This window comes from Ensifer sp. Root31, assembly GCF_001424825.1.
In the GTDB taxonomy this organism is placed as follows: Bacteria; Pseudomonadota; Alphaproteobacteria; order Rhizobiales; family Rhizobiaceae; genus Ensifer; species Ensifer canadensis.
Map to the genome: position 1 here is coordinate 107,058 of NZ_LMCO01000023.1, position 18,732 is coordinate 125,789.

Annotated in this window: 18 protein-coding genes and 1 pseudogene; 10 read left to right on the plus strand and 9 right to left on the minus strand. The window is 61.7% G+C overall.

The features are described from left to right. Positions 1-20 precede the first annotated feature (20 nt). The 7 genes and pseudogenes from ASD00_RS41840 to ASD00_RS20640 form a co-directional block, all read left to right on the plus strand. A pseudogene (locus ASD00_RS41840) lies at positions 21-161 on the plus strand (acyloxyacyl hydrolase); the annotation flags it as partial. Positions 162-357: 196 nt separating this feature from the next. After that, a complete protein-coding gene (purL, locus tag ASD00_RS20615; protein ID WP_025427157.1) occupies positions 358-2,598 on the plus strand; it encodes a phosphoribosylformylglycinamidine synthase subunit PurL in 2,241 nt (746 codons plus the stop codon). A 19-nt stretch (positions 2,599-2,617) separates the two neighbouring features. Then, positions 2,618-2,851 carry a BolA family transcriptional regulator gene (locus tag ASD00_RS20620; protein WP_025427158.1) on the plus strand — a complete coding sequence of 78 codons (234 nt, stop codon included), beginning with the start codon at positions 2,618-2,620 and terminating at the stop codon, positions 2,849-2,851. Positions 2,852-2,858: 7 nt separating this feature from the next. Further along, entirely contained in the window at positions 2,859-3,101 is a 243-nt protein-coding gene (locus tag ASD00_RS20625) for a hypothetical protein (RefSeq protein WP_025427159.1), read from the plus strand. A gap of 135 nt (positions 3,102-3,236) precedes the next feature. Further along, complete coding sequence (gene grxD, locus ASD00_RS20630) at positions 3,237-3,575, plus strand: Grx4 family monothiol glutaredoxin (RefSeq protein ID WP_025427160.1); 339 nt, start codon at positions 3,237-3,239, stop codon at positions 3,573-3,575. 392 nt (positions 3,576-3,967) lie between these two features. Beyond that, positions 3,968-5,203: a multidrug effflux MFS transporter gene (locus ASD00_RS20635; protein ID WP_025427161.1), complete on the plus strand. Its 1,236-nt coding sequence runs from the start codon at positions 3,968-3,970 to the stop codon at positions 5,201-5,203. A 55-nt stretch (positions 5,204-5,258) separates the two neighbouring features. After that, positions 5,259-6,551, plus strand: a complete 1,293-nt coding sequence (locus ASD00_RS20640) for a multidrug effflux MFS transporter (protein WP_057208672.1) — start codon at positions 5,259-5,261, stop codon at positions 6,549-6,551. 72 nt (positions 6,552-6,623) lie between these two features. Here the strand turns inward: ASD00_RS20640 and ASD00_RS20645 are convergent, their stop codons facing one another. The 5 genes from ASD00_RS20645 to ASD00_RS20665 form a co-directional block, all read right to left on the minus strand. Continuing rightward, positions 6,624-7,448: an inositol monophosphatase family protein gene (locus tag ASD00_RS20645; RefSeq protein WP_025427163.1), complete on the minus strand. Its 825-nt coding sequence runs from the start codon at positions 7,446-7,448 to the stop codon at positions 6,624-6,626. Next, on the minus strand, positions 7,445-8,329 hold the full coding sequence (ttcA, locus tag ASD00_RS20650) for a tRNA 2-thiocytidine(32) synthetase TtcA (protein ID WP_057208674.1): 885 nt from the start codon (positions 8,327-8,329) through the stop codon (positions 7,445-7,447). The genes ASD00_RS20645 and ttcA overlap by 4 nt, the downstream gene beginning before the upstream one ends. 111 nt (positions 8,330-8,440) lie before the next feature. Then, complete coding sequence (locus tag ASD00_RS20655; protein ID WP_025427165.1) at positions 8,441-9,388, minus strand: glutaminase; 948 nt, start codon at positions 9,386-9,388, stop codon at positions 8,441-8,443. A gap of 161 nt (positions 9,389-9,549) precedes the next feature. Continuing rightward, the gene (gene rpsD / locus ASD00_RS20660; RefSeq protein ID WP_025427166.1) at positions 9,550-10,167 is read right to left on the minus strand and encodes a 30S ribosomal protein S4; all 618 of its coding nucleotides are present in this window, start codon (positions 10,165-10,167) and stop codon (positions 9,550-9,552) included. A 227-nt stretch (positions 10,168-10,394) separates the two neighbouring features. Then, positions 10,395-10,922, minus strand: a complete 528-nt coding sequence (locus ASD00_RS20665; protein ID WP_057208677.1) for a MarR family transcriptional regulator — start codon at positions 10,920-10,922, stop codon at positions 10,395-10,397. Between the two features lie 113 nt (positions 10,923-11,035). On the opposite strand from ASD00_RS20665, the gene ASD00_RS20670 reads away from it, so the two are divergent. After that, the gene (locus tag ASD00_RS20670) at positions 11,036-11,371 is read left to right on the plus strand and encodes a cupin domain-containing protein (RefSeq protein ID WP_025427168.1); all 336 of its coding nucleotides are present in this window, start codon (positions 11,036-11,038) and stop codon (positions 11,369-11,371) included. 86 nt (positions 11,372-11,457) lie between these two features. Here ASD00_RS20670 and ASD00_RS20675 read toward each other — a convergent pair whose 3' ends face one another. Next, positions 11,458-12,972 (minus strand): ATP-binding protein, encoded by a 1,515-nt coding sequence (locus ASD00_RS20675; RefSeq protein WP_025427169.1) that lies wholly within the window; start codon positions 12,970-12,972, stop codon positions 11,458-11,460. Positions 12,973-13,227: 255 nt separating this feature from the next. On the opposite strand from ASD00_RS20675, the gene ASD00_RS40240 reads away from it, so the two are divergent. Next, the gene (locus ASD00_RS40240; RefSeq protein ID WP_156407977.1) at positions 13,228-13,386 is read left to right on the plus strand and encodes a hypothetical protein; all 159 of its coding nucleotides are present in this window, start codon (positions 13,228-13,230) and stop codon (positions 13,384-13,386) included. Here ASD00_RS40240 and murI read toward each other — a convergent pair. From murI to ASD00_RS20690, 3 genes are all read right to left on the minus strand, one after another. After that, positions 13,383-14,228 (minus strand): glutamate racemase, encoded by an 846-nt coding sequence (gene murI / locus ASD00_RS20680; protein WP_025427170.1) that lies wholly within the window; start codon positions 14,226-14,228, stop codon positions 13,383-13,385. The two genes, ASD00_RS40240 and murI, sit on opposite strands and share 4 nt — an antisense overlap. Next, a complete protein-coding gene (locus tag ASD00_RS20685; protein WP_025427171.1) occupies positions 14,215-15,060 on the minus strand; it encodes an RNA methyltransferase in 846 nt (281 codons plus the stop codon). Before ASD00_RS20685 ends, murI begins: the two co-directional genes overlap by 14 nt. Before the next feature lie 89 nt (positions 15,061-15,149). After that, the gene (locus ASD00_RS20690) at positions 15,150-17,138 is read right to left on the minus strand and encodes an FUSC family protein (RefSeq protein WP_057208679.1); all 1,989 of its coding nucleotides are present in this window, start codon (positions 17,136-17,138) and stop codon (positions 15,150-15,152) included. A gap of 267 nt (positions 17,139-17,405) precedes the next feature. On the opposite strand from ASD00_RS20690, the gene ASD00_RS20695 reads away from it, so the two are divergent. After that, positions 17,406-18,620, plus strand: a complete 1,215-nt coding sequence (locus tag ASD00_RS20695) for an NADP-dependent isocitrate dehydrogenase (protein WP_025427173.1) — start codon at positions 17,406-17,408, stop codon at positions 18,618-18,620. Positions 18,621-18,732 lie beyond the last annotated feature (112 nt).

The following is an 18,732-nucleotide window of genomic DNA, read 5'->3' on the forward strand; positions in this document are numbered from 1 at the left end:
TTGCTTTCGACAGCGCCTGCGAATATGCCGCAGCCGGATTCAGATTAAACGAGCATTGGAACCTGTCGGCAACGGTGGCGCATGCCTCGCATGCCGAACTTTGCGGCGGCCCCAACGATGGCTCGACCCGTGCCGATCTCGCACTCGGCTACAAGTTCTGACAGGTCGGCACCACCTGAGGCGCGTGAGGGCATCAAAAAGGGCGGCAACCGTTGTTGATCGCCCGTATTTTTCTGTCGCGCCGCGCCGCAGCATACGCTAAAGAAGCGGCAAAGCGCCCCCTGTGTCTGTTGCGGTTCGCACGCGCCATATCCCGTGGAAGGATTGCGCGCCGCCCGAAGGATTTGACGGTCGACGATGACGATTTCCAACACCCGCCCCATCACCCCGGAACTCATCGCCTCGCACGGGCTCAAGCCCGACGAATACGAGCGCATTCTCGGCCTGATCGGACGCGAGCCGACCTTTACCGAGCTCGGCATTTTTTCGGCGATGTGGAACGAGCACTGCTCCTACAAGTCTTCCAAGAAGTGGCTTCGCACGCTGCCGACCAAGGGCCCGCGCGTCATCCAGGGTCCGGGTGAAAACGCCGGCGTCGTCGACATCGATGATGGCGACTGCGTCGTCTTCAAGATGGAGAGCCACAACCATCCGTCCTATATCGAGCCCTACCAGGGTGCTGCGACCGGCGTCGGCGGCATCCTGCGCGACGTCTTCACCATGGGCGCCCGTCCGGTTGCGGCGATGAACGCCCTGCGCTTCGGCTCGCCGGATCACCCGAAGACCCGCCACCTCGTTTCCGGCGTCGTTGCCGGCGTCGGCGGCTACGGCAATTCCTTCGGTGTTCCGACCGTCGGCGGCGAAGTCGAGTTCGATGCCCGCTATAACGGCAACATCCTCGTCAACGCCTTTGCCGCCGGTCTCGCCAAAAGCGATGCGATCTTCTACTCCAAGGCCGAAGGCGTCGGCCTCCCGGTCGTCTATCTCGGCGCCAAGACCGGCCGTGACGGCGTCGGCGGCGCGACCATGGCCTCGGCCGAGTTCGACGAATCGATCGAGGAAAAGCGCCCGACCGTGCAGGTCGGCGACCCCTTCACCGAAAAGTGCCTGCTCGAAGCCTGCCTCGAGCTGATGCAGACGGGTGCCGTCATCGCCATCCAGGACATGGGTGCAGCCGGCCTCACCTGCTCGGCCGTCGAAATGGGCGCCAAGGGCGACCTCGGCATCGAGCTTAACCTCGACACCGTGCCGGTGCGCGAAGAGCGCATGACCGCTTACGAAATGATGCTTTCGGAAAGCCAGGAGCGCATGCTCATGGTGCTTGAGCCGGCCAAGGAAGAAGTCGCCAAGGCGATCTTCGTCAAGTGGGGCCTCGATTTCGCGATCGTCGGCAAGACCACGGACGACCTGCGTTTCCGCATTCTGCATCAGGGCGAAGAAGTGGCGAACCTGCCGATCAAGGAACTGGGCGACGAAGCGCCGGAATACGACCGTCCCTGGACCCCGGCCAAGGTCCCGACCGCGCTTGCGACCAACGACATCCCGCAGACGGACGTTGCTGATGCGCTCGTGCAATTGGTCGGTTCGGCCAACAATTCCTCGCGCCGCTGGGTCTACGAACAATACGACACGCTGATCCAGGGCAACTCGCTGCAGCTGCCGGGCGGCGACGCCGGCGTTGTGCGCGTCGAGGGTCACCAGAGCAAGGCGCTGGCCTTCTCCTCCGACGTGACGCCGCGTTATGTCGAGGCGGATCCGTTCGAAGGCGGCAAACAGGCGGTTGCCGAATGCTGGCGCAACCTGACGGCAACCGGCGCGCTGCCGCTGGCAGCAACCGACAATCTCAATTTCGGCAACCCGGAACGTCCTGAGATCATGAGCCAGCTGGTCCATGCCATCAAGGGCATCGGTGAGGCCTGCACCGCGCTTGATTTCCCGATCGTTTCCGGCAACGTCTCGCTCTACAACGAGACCAACGGCCAGGGAATCCTGCCGACCCCCACCATCGGCGGCGTCGGCCTGATCAAGGACTGGTCGAAGATGGCGCGCATCCGGTTTGCCGCTGCCGGCGAAACGATCCTGCTTGCCGGCGCGCCGGAAGGCCTCGGTTCGCACATCGCCCAGTCGGTCTACATGCGCGACGTCCATGGCCGCACTGACGGTCCGGCGCCGCATGTCGACCTCGCACATGAGCGCAAGGTCGGTGACTTCGTCCGTGGGCTGATCGTCGACGGTCTGGCGACATCAGTTCATGACTGCTCGTCCGGCGGCCTGGCTCTCGCCGTTGCCGAAATGGCGATGGCTTCGGATATCGGCGCGACCGTGGATGTGGTCGAAGGTCATGATCCGATTGCTGTTTTCTATGGCGAAGACCAGGGACGCTACGTGCTGACGGTTGCGGCCGGTAACGTCGCTGCCGTTCGCGCCCGTGCGGAAAAGGCAGGCGTTGCCCTGCCGGAAATCGGCAAGACCGGCGGCGATGCCGTCAAGCTCGGTGCAGCGCGCGCCGTCGCAATTCAGCAATTGCGCTCGGCCCATGAATCGTGGTTCCCTGACTTTATGGACGGCTCCAGCAACGCTGCTGCTGCCGCAGAATAATAAAGGGAGTTGGCATATCATGCCCATGGCACCAGGCGACATCGAAGACATGATCAAGGCAGGAATTCCCGGCGCCAAGGTCACGATCCGCGATTTGGCCGGTGACGGCGACCACTATGCCGCCGAAGTCGTGGCCGAAGTCTTTCGCGGAAAGACCCGCGTGCAGCAGCACCAGATGGTCTACAACGCATTGAAGGGCAACATGGGCGGCGTTCTGCACGCCCTTGCCCTTCAGACCAGCGCGCCGGAGTAAGGCTGGAATGGCCGACCTGATCAAGGAACTGGTCAGTGGCGTTGTCGACAGCGCGCTGAAGGAAATCCTGAAGAAGACCGGCGTCAAGCGGACCGCGACGAAGCGGACCAAGCGCCGGACGCGCAAGGCGGCGACGGGTGGCATTCTAGGGGATATCCTGGAAGCCGCCATCGGAAAGCCGGCCAAGAAACAGGTGAGCCGGCGGCGAACCGCCAGCGCACGCAGCAAGACCCGTCGCCGTTCGGCCTGAGCAGTTGTATTAAAACCACATCTTGAGGCCCATCAATATTTGTTGCACTTGGGTGATGAAAATCACCGATATGCATGCTATCTAAGGCCCAATCGATATCCGGTCCTTGAAACCGGGCGCAGGAAGGATGAAAAGATGAGCGGAATTCACGAATTCATCGCGAACGAAGTCAAGACCAACGACGTGGTGCTCTTCATGAAGGGTACGCCGCAGTTCCCACAGTGTGGGTTCTCCGGCCAGGTGGTCCAGATTCTCGATTACATCGGCGTCGACTACAAGGGCATCAATGTCCTTGCCGACGCGGACCTGCGTCAGGGCATCAAGGACTATTCGAGCTGGCCGACCATCCCACAGCTTTACGTGAAGGGTGAATTCGTCGGCGGTTGCGACATCGTCCGCGAAATGTTCCAGGCTGGCGAGCTCCAGTCGCACCTGCAGGAACAGGGAATCTCGGTCAAGGGCGCCGCTGCCTAAGTCAGGCCGCCAACTCCGATCTGGTCGGAAAAGGCGGGTGACCGCCTTTTTTGATTCCGGAATTAAATCCGGATCGTCTAATTTTCGTTGTTCTTTACTAGGCGGAGCACACTCACGCTCTGTCATGAAGTGGTCGCGATAAAGCGGCATAAGCAGCCTGAAAGGGCGTTCGCCCGTTCCCATGCTCCGGCTTGGCCCGGCTGCCCATCGCCGATAGTCCCTTTCGCTTCACATCGGATGCCGCCTGCACCGCTGCGCCGGACCAGGCCCGTCCCCTCAACTGTTCTCGACATGCCGACCGGCATTTTGCCAGCCGACGTCGCCTCTTTCCGGAACAAACTCCGGTCTTGACCTATTTCGGTTGCGTCCGGCGCGCCGCAAGGATTTTGCCTATGACGAGCATGACAGACGAAGCGGCCGCTCCCGGCCTCAGCAAATTTCAGTTCATCGCCTTGATGGCGATGCTGATGGCGGTCAATGCCGTGTCGATCGATATCATGTTGCCCGGCCTGCAGGAGATCGGCGCCAGCCTTGGTGTAACCGACGAAAACCATCGGCAATATGTCATCACCGCCTATCTTATCGGTATGGGCGTGGCGCAGCTTTTCTTCGGCCCGTTGTCTGATCGATTCGGCCGCAAGGCGCCGCTGCTCGTCGGCCTCGGCATTTATGGTGTCTGCGCGATCGCAATCGTCATCGTGCCGACCTTCGGCGCGCTGCTGGCGTTGCGCTTCGTCCAGGGCATCGGTGCAGCCGCGACCCGTGTTATTACCGTGTCGATCGTTCGCGACGTCTATGGCGGCCGTCGCATGGCTGAAGTGATGTCGCTGATCATGATGGTGTTCATGATCGTGCCGGTCATAGCGCCGAGCGTCGGCCAGTTGATCATGATCTTTGCCGAATGGCACATGATCTTCGTCGTCATCGCGCTCTTTGCCTTCACGATCGCAACGCTTGTGGTGTTCCGGCTTCAGGAAACGCTGAACCCGGATCATCGCCGCGCCTTTACCCCTTCGGTCATCCTCAGCGGCTTCAAGATCGTCCTGACGAACCGGCTGTCGCTGTTCTATACGCTGGCGACATCCGTTATCCTCGGGGCGCTCTTCGGCTTCATCAACTCTGCCCAGCAGATCCTGGTCGGGGTCTATGGGCTGGGCCTGTGGTTTCCGGTCGTGTTTGCGGCATTTGCCGGGATGATGGCGGTCGCGTCCTTCACTAATTCGCAGCTCGTTCGGCGCTTCGGCATGCGGGCGCTGTCGCATGCTGCCCTACTCGGCTTCACGCTGGCGAGCTTCCTCTGGATGGCGGCGTCGCTTTATGGTCCGGTGCCCTTCCCGCTGTTCGTGGTGCTCTATGGCGCCGCCATGTTCCAGTTCGGGCTGATCGCGTCGAACTTCAATGCGATGGCGATGGAGCCGCTCGGCCACGTCGCCGGCACGGCCTCCTCGGTGCTCGGCTTCACCCAGACCATCGGCGGCGGCGTCATCGGCGCCTTCATCGGCCAGGCTTTCGATGGGACGGCGACACCGCTCGCGATCGGCTACTTCACCGTCGCGGCGATCGGCGTCGTCTTCGTCCTCATCGCCGAACGCGGAAAGCTGTTCAAGGCACACAATCCGGCAGGCTGACGATAGCCTGCCGGCCGATTATTCCTCCCAGATCTGCTCTTCACGGGTTCGCACAATGACCACGATCACCACACAATCCGAACATGTCGACGGGGTTTCGGGCGCGGCCCGCCTCAATATGGGCCTCGTCGAATTCATCATCACCATTGCCGTCATGACGGCGAGCGTGGCAATCGCCATCGACAGCATGCTGCCGGCATTACCGAGCATCGGCCAGTCGCTGAGCGTCGCCAACTCCAACGACACCCAGCTCGTCATCGGCGTGTTCTTCCTTGGCTTCGGGCTTTCGCAGATCTTCTTCGGCTGCCTTTCCGATACGTTCGGACGTCGCGCCGTGCTGCTCGGCGGCCTTGCCTTCTTCACCGTGTCGATGTTTGCCGCCGCCCTGACCCAGAGTTTCGAAATGCTGCTGGTCCTGCGCTTCGTCCAGGGCATCGGCGCTGCCGCCGTGCGCATCACCACCATGGCGATCGTGCGTGACTGCTTCGGTGGTCGCGAGATGGCGCGGGTGATGTCCTACGTCATGATCGTTTTCATGATCGTTCCGATCGTCGCACCGTCGATCGGTCAGCTCGTCATCCTCTACGCCAACTGGCACTGGATCTTCATCCTGATCGGCATCGTCGGCGCTGTCCTCTTCGTCTGGGCACTGGCCCGCATGAAGGAATCGCTGCCGAAGGAAGAGCGCCTGCCGCTTTCCGTCTCATCGGTCGCATCCGGCTTCAAGACGGTGCTGACCAACCGCATCACCTGCGGCTACATGATCGGCATGACGATGTTCACCGCGGTCATCTGCGCCTACATCGTCACCGTCCAGCAGATCTTCGGCGAGGTCTATGGCCTCGGCGAGTGGCTGCCGATCGCCTTTGCCGGCACTGCCGGCGGCATCGCCGTTGCCAATTTCGCCAACGGCTTCTTCGTGCGCAGCTTCGGCATGCGCCGCATCTCGCACGTGTCGATGATCCTGTTCACGCTGATTTCCGTGATCGGCTTTGCCATGTCGCTCTGGGGCACGCCGGCATTCGTCATCAGCTACCTGATGTTCTCGGTTCTTCTGATGTTCTTCGCTGTCATCGCCACCAACTTCACCGCGATCAGCCTGGAGCCGATGGGTCACCTTGCCGGAACGGCGACCGCGATCACCGGTTTCGTCTCGACGACCGGCGGCGCACTGCTCGGTGGCGCCGTCGGCCAGTTGTTCAATGGCACGCTGCAGCCGTTGCTCGGGGGCTTTGCCCTCTTCGGGCTCGTGACGATCCTGGCCACCCTTTGGGCCGAAAAGGGCAAGCTCTTCACCCATCCCGGCGACAAGGATGTCTCGCTCGACCACGGCGGCGGCCATATGTGATATCGACCTCACCAACAAAAAGCCCGCCTGGATCGCTCCAGGCGGGCTTTTCTGTTTCGACGATGTCGGTGTTTAGATGGTGAAGACTTCGCGACGCAGCGTTTCCCAGCTGTCCTTGTCGGTCGTCAGCAGCAGGCCGCCATTGAGGTGGGCAGGCAGATAGGGCGCGCCGTCGAAGCGTGCGGCATAGGCACCCGCCTCCTGCGCGATCAGTGTGCCGGCCAGATGATCCCAGGGCATCAGCTTCTGGTACATCAAGAAGTGGATGTAGCCGCCGGCAAGGATGCGATACTCGTGCGCGGCGCACCGGTAGCTGGTCGCAATACGGACCTTGGCCAAGTTGGCCATGACTTCGCGCCGCGCCTCTTGGCTGTAGAAGCCCGTCGAGGCGCCGCCGACCATGCTTTCAAGCGGAACGCCTGCAGTCACCGACATGCGCTCCTGCGAGCCGTCAGGACGGCACATCCAGGCGCCGGAGCCCTTCTCGGCGATTACCCAGTCGTTGCCAAGCGGGTCGTAGATGATGCCGGCAACGGTCTCGCCCTTGGACACGACGCTCGCCATGACGCCGAACAGCGGCAGGCCGGCTGCGAAGTTAAAGGTGCCGTCGATCGGATCGACGACGACGGCGAGATCGGCGTCTGCCAGCTTGTCGAGCAGCGCCGGATCGGCAGCAACGGATTCTTCGCCGATGAACACGGCGCCTGGCGCAATCTCATCCATGCGTGCCTTGATCAGGCGCTCGGCTGCCTCGTCGCCCTCGGTGACGAGATCGATCGCTTCCGACTTCATCCGGACATCGCCCGCGCCGAGATTACGAAACCGCGGCAGGATTTCTTTGACCGCAGCCTCCTGCAGCAGATTGGCAAGGGCGGCGATGTCGACGGAATGGCTCATTCTTTGGGCTCCGGTGAGAGGGACTGGAAGTCGAAAAGCTTGGGGTCGAGCAGATGCGAGGGGTTCACATGGCCGAGCGCCCGCAGCATCGTGTCCTTGCGGCCCGGCATGCGTCGTTCGAGGTCGGCAAGCATTGCCTTCATGGCATTGCGCTCAAGGCCGTCCTGCGAGCCGCAGAGGTCGCAGGGAATGATCGGAAATTCCATGGCAGTGGCAAATTTCGCCAAGTCGTCCTCTGCCGCATAGGCCAGCGGCCGCAGCAGCATCAGGTCGCCTTCGTCGTTCAGAAGCTTCGCCGGCATCGAGGCGAGCCTGCCGCCGTGGAAGAAATTCATGAAGAACGTCTCCAGAATATCCTCGCGGTGATGGCCGAGCACCAGCGCATCGCAGCCCTCTTCGCGCGCGATCCGGTAAAGATTGCCGCGGCGCAGCCGCGAACAGAGCGAGCAATAGGTGGCGCCTGTCGGCACCTTTTCCTTCACGATCGAATAGGTGTCGCGATACTCGATACGGTGCTTAACGCCGATCGAGGCCAGGTATTCCGGCAGGATATGCTTCGGAAAATTCGGCTGCCCCTGATCGAGGTTGCAGGCGACAAGCTCGACGGGCAGCAGCCCGCGCCATTGCAGGTCCATCAGCAGTGCCAGCAGGCTATAGCTGTCCTTGCCGCCTGAAATCCCGACCAGCCAGCGCATGGCGCCCTTCAGCATGCCGAAATCGTCGAGCGCCTGGCGCGTCTGCCGCAAGAGCCGCTTGCGCAGCTTGTTGAAGGAGACCGACGACGGCATGCGTTCGAAGATCGGATGAAGACCCGTCTCGATATCGCCGTCTTCAACGGCATTGTCGATTGCGTCAGGCGAAAGGGCTGGCGAATGATCCATGGCAACGATCCTGGAATGGCCGGCTCGGGAAGGAGAGCGCACGGCACGTCACGGCCAGCACTTGCCCCGTTCCATCCGCAAGATCAAGGGAAAACGGCCCTTCGTCCGAAATCAGGAGCCAAACACCGACCAACCGGTGCGGGCGGCCAACATCTCCAGCGCCAGCGATCCCAACAGCGAATTGCCGTTCTCGTTCAGGCCCGGCGACCAGACGGCGACGGAGGCCTTGCCGGGTGCGACCGCGAGAATGCCGCCGCCAACACCGCTCTTGCCGGGCAGACCGACGCGATAGGCGAAATCGCCCGAGCCGTCATAGTGGCCGCAGGTCAGCATCAGCGCGTTGATACGTCGGGCCCGCTGGCGCGATACGACGGAATGGCCGGTCAGCGGGTTGGTGCCGCCGGCTGCCAGAAACAGGCCCGCCTTGGCGAGCTGGCTGCAGGTCATTGCCAGAGCGCAATGGTGGAAATAGACGCCGAGCACATGCTCGACCGGGTGATCGAGCCGGCCGAAGGAGCGCATGAAGTTGGCAAGCGCGAAATTACGGAAGCCGGTCGCCGTCTCGGAGCGCGCGACCTCGTGGTCTATGACGATGGCATCGTCATCTGCGAGATAACGAACGAACTGGACGATCTCGCCGATCAGTTCGCGCGGCGTGTGGCCGGCAAGGATCAGGTCGCTGATGGTGATCGCGCCGGCATTGATGAACGGGTTGCGCGGCTTGCCGCCTTCCTGCTCGAGCTGGACGATCGAGTTGAAGGCCGAGCCTGAAGGTTCGCGGCCGACGCGGTGCCAGATGGTCTCACCGTGCTTGCCGAGCGCCAGCGTCAGGGTGAATACCTTGGAGACGCTCTGGATGGAGAACGGCACCTCGGCGTCGCCGACCCGGTGCACCTGCCCGTCGGTGGTGACGATTGCCATTCCGAAGTGTTTCGGAGAAACGCGCGCAAGCTGTGGGATGTAGTCGGCGACCTTGCCCTCGCCGAGCCGTGGCGTCAGCTCGCGGTAAATGTCCTCGATGATCGCCTGCAGGTCCTGCGGCGTCTTCTGCTCCGGCATGCGATTTCCCCTTCGTCGCGCGAGCCATTGTCCCGCCGAGGCGACCAAGTCCCCGTCGCGGAACAAGACGCGCGGCAGATCAAACAGCCACGTATCTGAAGAGACAAAAAAACCGCCCGTTTCCGGGCGGTTTCGATCGTTCACAAGGCCAGAGCCTCGGATTAACGCGAATAGAATTCGACGACGAGGTGCGGTTCCATGACGACGGCGTAAGGCACGTCGGAGAGAACCGGAACGCGGACGAAGGTTGCAACCATCTTGTTGTGGTCGACTTCGATGTAATCCGGAACGTCGCGCTCAGCGAGCTGAACGGCTTCGAGAACCGTAACGAGCTGCTTGGACTTTTCCTTGACTTCGATGACGTCGCCCGGCTTGCAACGGTAGGAACCGATGTTGACGCGAACGCCGTTAACCTTGACGTGGCCATGGTTGACGAACTGACGTGCGGCGAAAACGGTCGGAACGAACTTTGCGCGGTAGACGATCGCGTCGAGACGCGATTCGAGCAGGCCGATCAGGTTCTCCGGGGTGTCGCCCTTGCGGCGGTCAGCTTCGGCGAAGATCGCACGGAACTGCTTTTCGCGGATGTCGCCGTAGTAGCCCTTGAGCTTCTGCTTGGCGCGCAGCTGCACACCGAAGTCCGAAAGCTTGGACTTGCGACGCTGGCCGTGCTGGCCCGGGCCGTATTCGCGGCGGTTAACCGGCGACTTCGGACGGCCCCAGATGTTTTCGCCCATACGGCGGTCAATTTTGTACTTGGACGATTCGCGCTTGCTCATCGCATTTCCTTTCAGTCGGTTACACCGGTCTGTTGCCAAACCGGATCAAGGAAACACGCCCTCCTCTGAACCCATTTTGAGAGTTCTGACAGGATTCTCACGATCACGCTGCCGGAGAAACCACGGGACATGTCAAATGAAACACCGGACATTTCTGCCCGGCGTTGGGGCGGCTTTAGGGCTTCCAGCCGCCATTGTCAAACGAAATCACCGTATTCGGCACCATTTCAGGCAGGGTCGCCAGCCTGTTGGTTTTCCAAGGAAACAAGCAGCGTTTTCAATAGCGCTGCCAGTGCTGCGCGTTCCTCCGGCTTCAGACCTGCGATATAGCGCGCCTCGCTCGCCATGTCAGCCCGAAACGCGGCTTCGGCAAGCGCTATGCCCTTCTCCGTCAACCCAACCACGCTGCTGCGTCCATCCGATACCGAGCGCTCGCGCAGGATCAGCCCCGCCTTTTGTAATCGATCGAGTCGATGTGTCAGTCCGCCTGACGAAATCATCAGCAATGTATAAAGGTCGGTCGGCGTGAGGCGATACGGTGGGCCGGAGCGCCGGAGTGTTGAGATCACGTCGAATTCGCCGCGGTCGAGACCGAAGGAGGCAAAGGTTTCCTCGATCGACGGACGCAGGAGATTAGAAAGCCGATAGGCCCGCCCGAGGATGGTCATTGGCTCCGTATCGAGATCCGGCAATTCGCGATCCCATTGCGCGCGCAACCGGTCGACGTGGTCCCTCTCCTCTTGCTCATGCTGCATTATCAACTCCGCGGTGTTTGGCAATATATCTTGACGAGAAGATATTTTTACATAATATCTTCTCGTCAAGATAATTCATTCGAACCGGTAAACCAACCCCGATGGAGGCCAGCATGTTTCATGTCATTCCCCGTGCAGAGCAGAAACAGAGCCCCAACCGGACGATCCTCTTTGAAGGGGGGCAGTACGGCACGCCGGTTTCGCTTTTCCTGATGGATGCGGAGCCTGGCCAAGGGCCGGCGCTTCACGTTCACCCCTATCCGGAGACCTGGCTCATTCATTCGGGCGAGGCGGAGTTCACGGTCGGTGAGCAGACGCTCATCGGCAAGGCCGGCGACATCATCATCGTCGATCCCAGCACGCCGCACCGTTTCGTCAACAGCGGCAACACCCGGCTTGAGATGACCTGCATCCACGCGTCCGACCGCGTGATTCAGGAGTGGGTTTGACGCCCCGCAAGCGACGGGTGGCGTTGTGCATCGGTACCGTCTCGTCTTCAAATACTTGGAATTGAAGCCTCGGGCGGAGGACGTGCCTATTCAGCTGCAGCGGCGGACGGATCCATTGCATCCGGCCCGTTGGCGTCGCCCGGCGCCGTTTCGTGGCCGAGGTCCGGAAAGGCGACTATACGCTTGCCGGTGAAATCGGCATGGACGACAACGAGCCCATTCTCCTCGAAATAGCCGAGCAGGCGTCTGGCGCGTCGTGCGGAATGGGTGCCGTAGGCGCGCGCGATCATCGCGTCCGACGGACAGGCAAGGCCGCGCACGGCCGCCTGCGCCATCATCAGGAACACGCCCTGCAGGTCCTCGGTGACGCGATCGGCAAGCCGGAGCGCCGACGCCCAGGCCTCTGTCGCCGCAGTCTCAGTGTCGACGCCGGAGCGGGCAATTGCCATCTTGCGCCGAAATGCGCTCAAGGACAGGGCTGCTCCCGGCACGCGGCGAATCCGGCAGCGCACGAGGAAATCCTGGAACAGTTCGGCATCCGGCCGGAACGCGGCATCGGGATTGGCGAGAATCTCGGTAAACAGACCGTCCAGCAGCGCACCGCGCTCCTCCGCCGACATTTCCGGCTGGGCTGGCCTGGTTTCCACCGGGGCGACCGGTTCGGGGCGCGGCCGGGAAAGCTCCGCGAGAATATCGGTTGCCGGGCGCGGCGGCGGTACGGCACGGCGCATGATCGGCCGCGTCAGTTCGTCGGCGTCAGGCGTGAAGATCAGGTCTTCCACGTCCTGCGGCGCTTCCGGCAGCGGCATCAGCTTCGGGCTCGTCGAGCGTGCTGAAGTCTCGACGGCACCGATCGTCACCTTCAGCGGCCGGCGCGACAGCGCCGGGCCAAGGGCGACGAAGGAGCCGCGCTTCAGATCGCGGAACATTTCGGCCGTGCGGCGATCCATGCCGAGCAGGTCGGCAGCGCGCAGCATGTCGATATCAAGGAATGTGCGGCCCATCAGGAAGTTGGACGCCTCCGCCGCCACGTTCTTGGCAAGTTTTGCCAGGCGCTGCGTGGCGATGACGCCGGCAAGTCCACGCTTTCGGCCACGGCACATGAGGTTGGTCATCGCGCCGAGCGAGATCTTGCGGACTTCTTCGGTGACGTCACCAGCGACCGACGGCGCAAACATCTGCGCTTCGTCGACCACCACGAGTACGGGATACCAGTATTCCCGATCCGCATCGAACATGGCGTTCAAGAAGACGCCGGCGCTGCGCATCTGCTGTTCGATGTCGAGACCTTCGAGCGAAAGCACGCAGGAAACTCGGTGCTGACGAATGCGCGTGGCAATGCCGATCAGCTCAGCGTCCGTGCGCTCACCCTCGACGACCACATGGCCGAACTTGTCGGCAAGTGTGACGAAATCGCCCTCGGGGTCGATGATGCATTGCTGCACCCATGGCGCAGACTGCTCCAGCAACCTTCTTAGAAGGTGCGATTTTCCCGAACCGGAATTGCCCTGCACCAGAAGACGGGTGGCCAGAAGCTCTTCGATATCGAGCGAGGCCGAGGTCCCTTCGGACGTCGCTCCCATGTCGATGCCGACCTTCATTTCCACCTCTTCATTTTGGATTGATTCGCGACCATGCTGAGTTCGCCAAACGAGCGACACCTAGCACGGTTTTGCCGGCGGTCATGCAACCGCTGCAGAAAACCCACAGGGAATACCGCGTTGTGGACCATGGAAAGATCGGCCAGTTCACCCGGTTGTTTGCGCGGAAACGTTGAATAAACCTATTGATACATCTTTAACAAGCGCCTGCCCCGGCCCATACGTCTTTGAGCGACCGGGATTTCCGGGCCACGAATGGATCAGAACGAGACCGAAAACCACTTCCAGATGAACTACGAGGATGGTCAACGCATCGTCTCGAAAAAGGAATCCGCGCAATCAGGCCGCGCGAACTTCCTGATTGCGATTGCGCTCGCCGCGTCGATTGGCGTCCTGCTGGCGATCTTCTTCTAGCCGATCGTTTCGCTGGCGGCCGTCTGTTCGGGGGTAGTGACGTTCGACATGACGGTCAGGCCGAAGCCCTGCATCAGCCGGCGTGTGGAAAAATCGGGATTTCCCGAAGTGAAGATCGCCGGGTCCTCGCCGTTCAACGGCTCAAAGCCGTCGGGCAGCGGCACGAGCGAGCGGGCCCGCCGGGCGATGGCCTCGGCTGGATCCAACCAGTCGACCGGCCAGGGCGCCAGCTTGCGGAACAGATTGGCCAGAAAGGGATAATGCGTGCAGGCGAGAACGACGATATCGGTCTTGCGGCCATCCATCTCGATGAAGCACGGGGTGATCTCGGCCAATACCTCCGCATCATCGAGCTTTTCGCCGCGAATATAGGCCTCGGCCATCTTGGCGAGGTTCTCCGATCCGACCAGGCGGACATGGCATTGGCTGGCGAAGGACTGGATGAGGTCGCGCGTATAGGCGCGCTTGACCGTGCCTGGTGTCGCAAGCACGGAAACCAGCCCCGAGCGCGTGCGCTCGGCCGCCGGCTTGATCGCCGGCACGGTGCCAACGAAGGTCATCTGCGGAAAGGCGGCGCGCAGATCGGCACCGACGAGGGTGAATGCGGTGTTGCAGGCAATCACGCAGATTTCGGGATCGTGCTCGGCCAGCAGCCGGCCAAAGAGCGCGATGACATGGGCGCGCAAGGCCTCTTCCTCCCAGCCGCCATAGGGGAAGCCGGCATCGTCGGCGATATAGATGAAATGCCGCTCCGGCATCAGCACCCTCGCCTCGCGCAGCACCGTGAGCCCGCCGATGCCGCTGTCGAAGACGAGAATGGGTTTCAGTTCAGTCGCTGTCACCGCTGTCTGATACTTTCTTGTTGTGCTCGGCCCTGCTGTGATCAACGGGAGCGCCGGAACCTCGGGGATGTTCACGCGAAAACCGATCGAGCGACGAAATCACGCCGCGCAGTACCCGGATTTCCGTTTCGGTAAAGGCTGGTCTGGTCAGAACTGTGCGCAGATTTTCGACCAATTTCGGCTTTTTGTCGGCGGAGCGGAAATAGTTGCGCGCTTCCAGCGCATCCTCGAGGTGATCGAACAGGCCCTGCAGATCGTCTTTCTTCGCCGGACGCTGCTCCAGTGCCTGGAACGACGTCTGGTCTTCGCTTTCCATGCCCGTCTTCAGCCACTCGTAGGACATTAGCAGCACCGCCTGGGCGAGATTGAGCGAAGCGAAAGCCGGATTGACGGGGAACGTCACAATCTCGTCGGCAAGCGCCACTTCCTCGTTCGTCAATCCGGTGCGCTCGCGGCCGAAGATGATGCCGGTCGCCTCGCCGGCTACGAAGCGCTGTCTCAGCGTGCGCGCCGCCACTATCGGCGAGCGAACCGGCTTGTAGCCGTAACGGTCGCGCGCCGTTGTCGCATAGACGAAGTTGAGGTCGGCGATCGCCTCTTCCAGCGTGTCGTAGAGCTTGGCGCCTTCGATGACGTGGTCGGCGCGGCTGGCGGCAGACTGCGCCTTTTCGTTCGGCCAGCCATCGCGCGGGTTGACGAGGCGCAGTTCAGACAGGCCGAAATTGGCCATGGCGCGGGCAACCATGCCGATATTCTCGCCGAGCTGCGGATAGGCGAGAATGATCGCCGGTCCTTCGGTCAGGAGTTCTCGTTCGCTGTTGGTGCCTGCCATGTCTTTCGCCTTCGCCTTCTGTTCGGCGCTTCCCTCGCACAAAAGACCGGAAAATTAAAGTCCGGCCGACATGCTGAGGACTGCGGGCATCACGGTGTTGCCGGATGCAGACGGCTGAGGGAGATGCCGATCATCTCCAGCCCCAGTTCCGCATCGTCCTTCGATATCGGCAGATGTCGGCTGACTGGCCCGGCGACGCGGCCGCCGTCGTAGAAATAGCCGGCCCCTTTCTCCGCGATCGAGCGAACCAATGTCAGATTTTCGTCGATGTCGGTGTGGAACGTGGAGCCGACGGCGTCGGCCTCGTCGGCAACGCGACGGGCAAACACGCGCGCCCAATAGGTGCACCCCATGAAGATCGCCAGCGTCTGCCTGACGTGGCCGGGGCGCGTGACAAGCTGCCAGGAAACGCCAAGGGGCTTGGCCGCCGCGGCAAGCTCGCGGTAGGCGCGGTCGACGGACTGCGACCGCGCAATCAGCGCCATGCCGGAGGCGCCCTCCTTCGCCGCTTGCAGCAGTCCTGTCAGTTCGCCACACCAGGCCTTGATCGCGAGATCAAGCGATGTTCGCGTACGGGTCGGGAAAACCACGAAGGCAACCACAGTACCGGCGATGGAGCCGATCAGGGTTTCCTCCAGCCGCAGCTGCAGCAGCTGTGGGGTCAGCACGCCCATCAGGCTGTAGAGCAGCGACAGCACGATAGAGACGAAGAAGGTCATCGACGCATAGGAAACTGCGAGGAAATAGAACGCGAGAAAGATGCAGAGCGCACTCAGCGGCAGCACCAAATAGATGTTTCCGGCAACCAGCGTGCCGGCGACGATGCCGACCACGATGCCAAATAGCGTACCGGCCGAGCGCTGTAGCGCCTTGACCGCCGTATCGCCGCGCGAGCGGGTGTTGGTAAAAACGAGAAAGGCAGCCAGCACCGCCCAGAACCATCGGTCGCGCGACAGCATCAGCCCGAACACCATGGCGATGCCGGCGGCGAGCGTGATCTGGATGGCCGTTTTGAGCGCCGGATTAGACACTGTCAGCTTTGGACGCGTGGACGCCGGGGCAACGGCTCGCTCCACCGGATCCTCGAGATCATGCGCGTCGAGTTTTTCCAGGCTATGGGCGAGGCGCTGGCGAACATTGCGCAGCCACGAGAGCGCCTTGACGGTCTCGACAAGCCGCTCGTTCGTGCGGTCGATGCGCGCCGTCTCCGCTTCGATCTCGGCGGAGTTGCGCGTAAGCATCGCTTCGACCAATGCGACCGGAGGCATGGCCTGAAGGCTCAGCACGATGACGCTTTCTGCCGCCAGATGCAGGTCGAAAAGGTTGATCACCACATCCGACGAGGCAAGGCCGGGCTCGGGTTCCGGGCGTCGGTTCTCGGTCGGAATGAAACTTTCCGCCATCAGCACCGCCTCCTTGAGGCGCTCTTCCCTCCGGTGCAGCCGGGTGCGATCCGTCTCGATCAGGGTCGGTTTGCGTGCGACATCGACCAGCTCCTCCAGCATCTGGTCGACGCGCTGCTGGACGCTGGCCGCAGCGCGCATGAGGTCGCGATAGCGGTGGTCGGGCAGAAGCACGGTGCGGACCAGGTGGGCGACCATGGCCGAAACCGCTGCACCGAAGACCAGTGCGGGCAACTGGTCAATCGTCGGACGCAGATAAGCTCCGATGAAATAGGACATGAAGGCGAACATGCCGACGGCAAACCATCTCGGCCCGAAGGAGCGACAATAGACCGCCAGGAAGATGATCGACAGGAAAACGACATCGGAGACGTAGCGGTGGCTCTCCAGCACCGAGGCCAGCGCGACCATCGAGACGCCAACGATGACGGCGATTATACGGGTCACGAGCTGTTCGCCGTGCGTGCGGTCGCGGACGGCAAGGCCGCCTTCGATCGAGAGCGAAACGGCAAGGCCGTAGGCTGCCGGCGGCAATGGCGCCACGAGATAGTGGAAGGCCATCAGCAGGCAAACCGACGAAACGATCGTCGCGGTGATGCGCGTCGCCTGGCGCAGCCGGGAAAAGGCAGGATCATTGGCGAGAAGCCAGTCGCGCACGCGGGAGCGAATTTCCATCGGATGCCTTTTGCCTGCTACGGTGACCATCGACGCGTCACCGCTTCTTCTTGATTAACGCTGCCTCCGATCTTTTCAAGGCGCAGGCCGGCTTAAACCAGTCCAAAACCCATCCTCGGCCCCTGCCCGCCGGTCGATCGAGTCTCCACCCAAAGTTTCAGCCAAGCATGCTTTGCCTTGCCGTTTCACAATGCTATAGGGCTCTGGATTTTTCTAAAGAGGAAGGGACATCGCTCCCGTTGTCCCGCTAAGCTACGAGGCATATTCATGGCAAAGATCAAGGTCGCCAATCCGGTCGTCGAACTCGACGGCGATGAGATGACCCGCATCATCTGGCAGTTCATCAAGGACAAGCTGATCCATCCCTACCTCGACGTCGATCTTGAGTATTATGACCTCGGCATGGAAAACCGCGACGCCACCGACGACCAGGTGACGATCGATGCAGCCAACGCCATCAAGAAGCACGGCGTCGGCGTCAAGTGCGCCACGATCACCCCGGACGAAGCCCGCGTCGAAGAATTCAAGCTCAAGAAGATGTGGAAGTCGCCGAACGGCACCATCCGCAACATCCTCGGCGGAGTCATTTTCCGCGAGCCGATCATCTGCAAGAACGTGCCTCGTCTGGTTCCGGGCTGGACCAAGCCGATCATCGTCGGCCGTCACGCCTTCGGCGACCAGTACCGCGCCACCGACTTCAAGTTCCCCGGCAAGGGCAAGCTGACGATGAAGTTCGTCGGCGAAGACGGCAAGGAAATCGAATACGACGTCTTCGACGCACCGTCGGCCGGTGTTGCCATGGGCATGTACAACCTCGACGATTCGATCACCGAATTCGCCCGCGCTTCGTTCAACTACGGCATCCAGCGTAAGGTTCCGGTCTACCTCTCGACCAAGAACACCATCCTCAAGGTCTATGACGGCCGCTTCAAGGACATCTTCCAGAAGGTCTTCGAGGAAGAATTCGCCGAGAAGTTCAAGGAACTGAAGATCTGGTACGAACACCGCCTGATCGACGACATGGTCGCTTCGGCGCTGAAGTGGTCCGGCGGCTACGTCTGGGCGTGCAAGAACTACGACGGCGACGTCCAGTCCGACATCGTGGCTCAGGGCTTCGGCTCGCTCGGCCTGATGACCTCGGTTCTGATGACGCCGGACGGCAAGACGGTCGAAGCAGAAGCGGCCCACGGCACCGTGACCCGTCACTACCGCCAGCACGAGAAGGGCGAAGAGACCTCGACCAACTCGATCGCTTCGATCTTCGCCTGGACCCGTGGCCTTGCCCATCGTGCCAAGCTCGACGGCAATGCCGAACTCGCCCGCTTCTCCGAAACACTGGAAAAGGTCTGCGTCGATACCGTCGAAGCCGGCTTCATGACCAAGGACCTGGCGCTCCTGATCGGCCCCGACCAGCCGTGGCTCTCGACCACCGGCTTCCTCGACAAGATCGACGAGAACCTGAAGAAGGCAATGGCTGCCTGATCGGCACACGCCATCGACCCGAATGCGAAACCCGGCCTTGTGCCGGGTTTCTTTTTGGTTGGATAGCCGCAGTTCCAAGAACCTCTGGCGACCCATTCCCTCTGTCATGCTC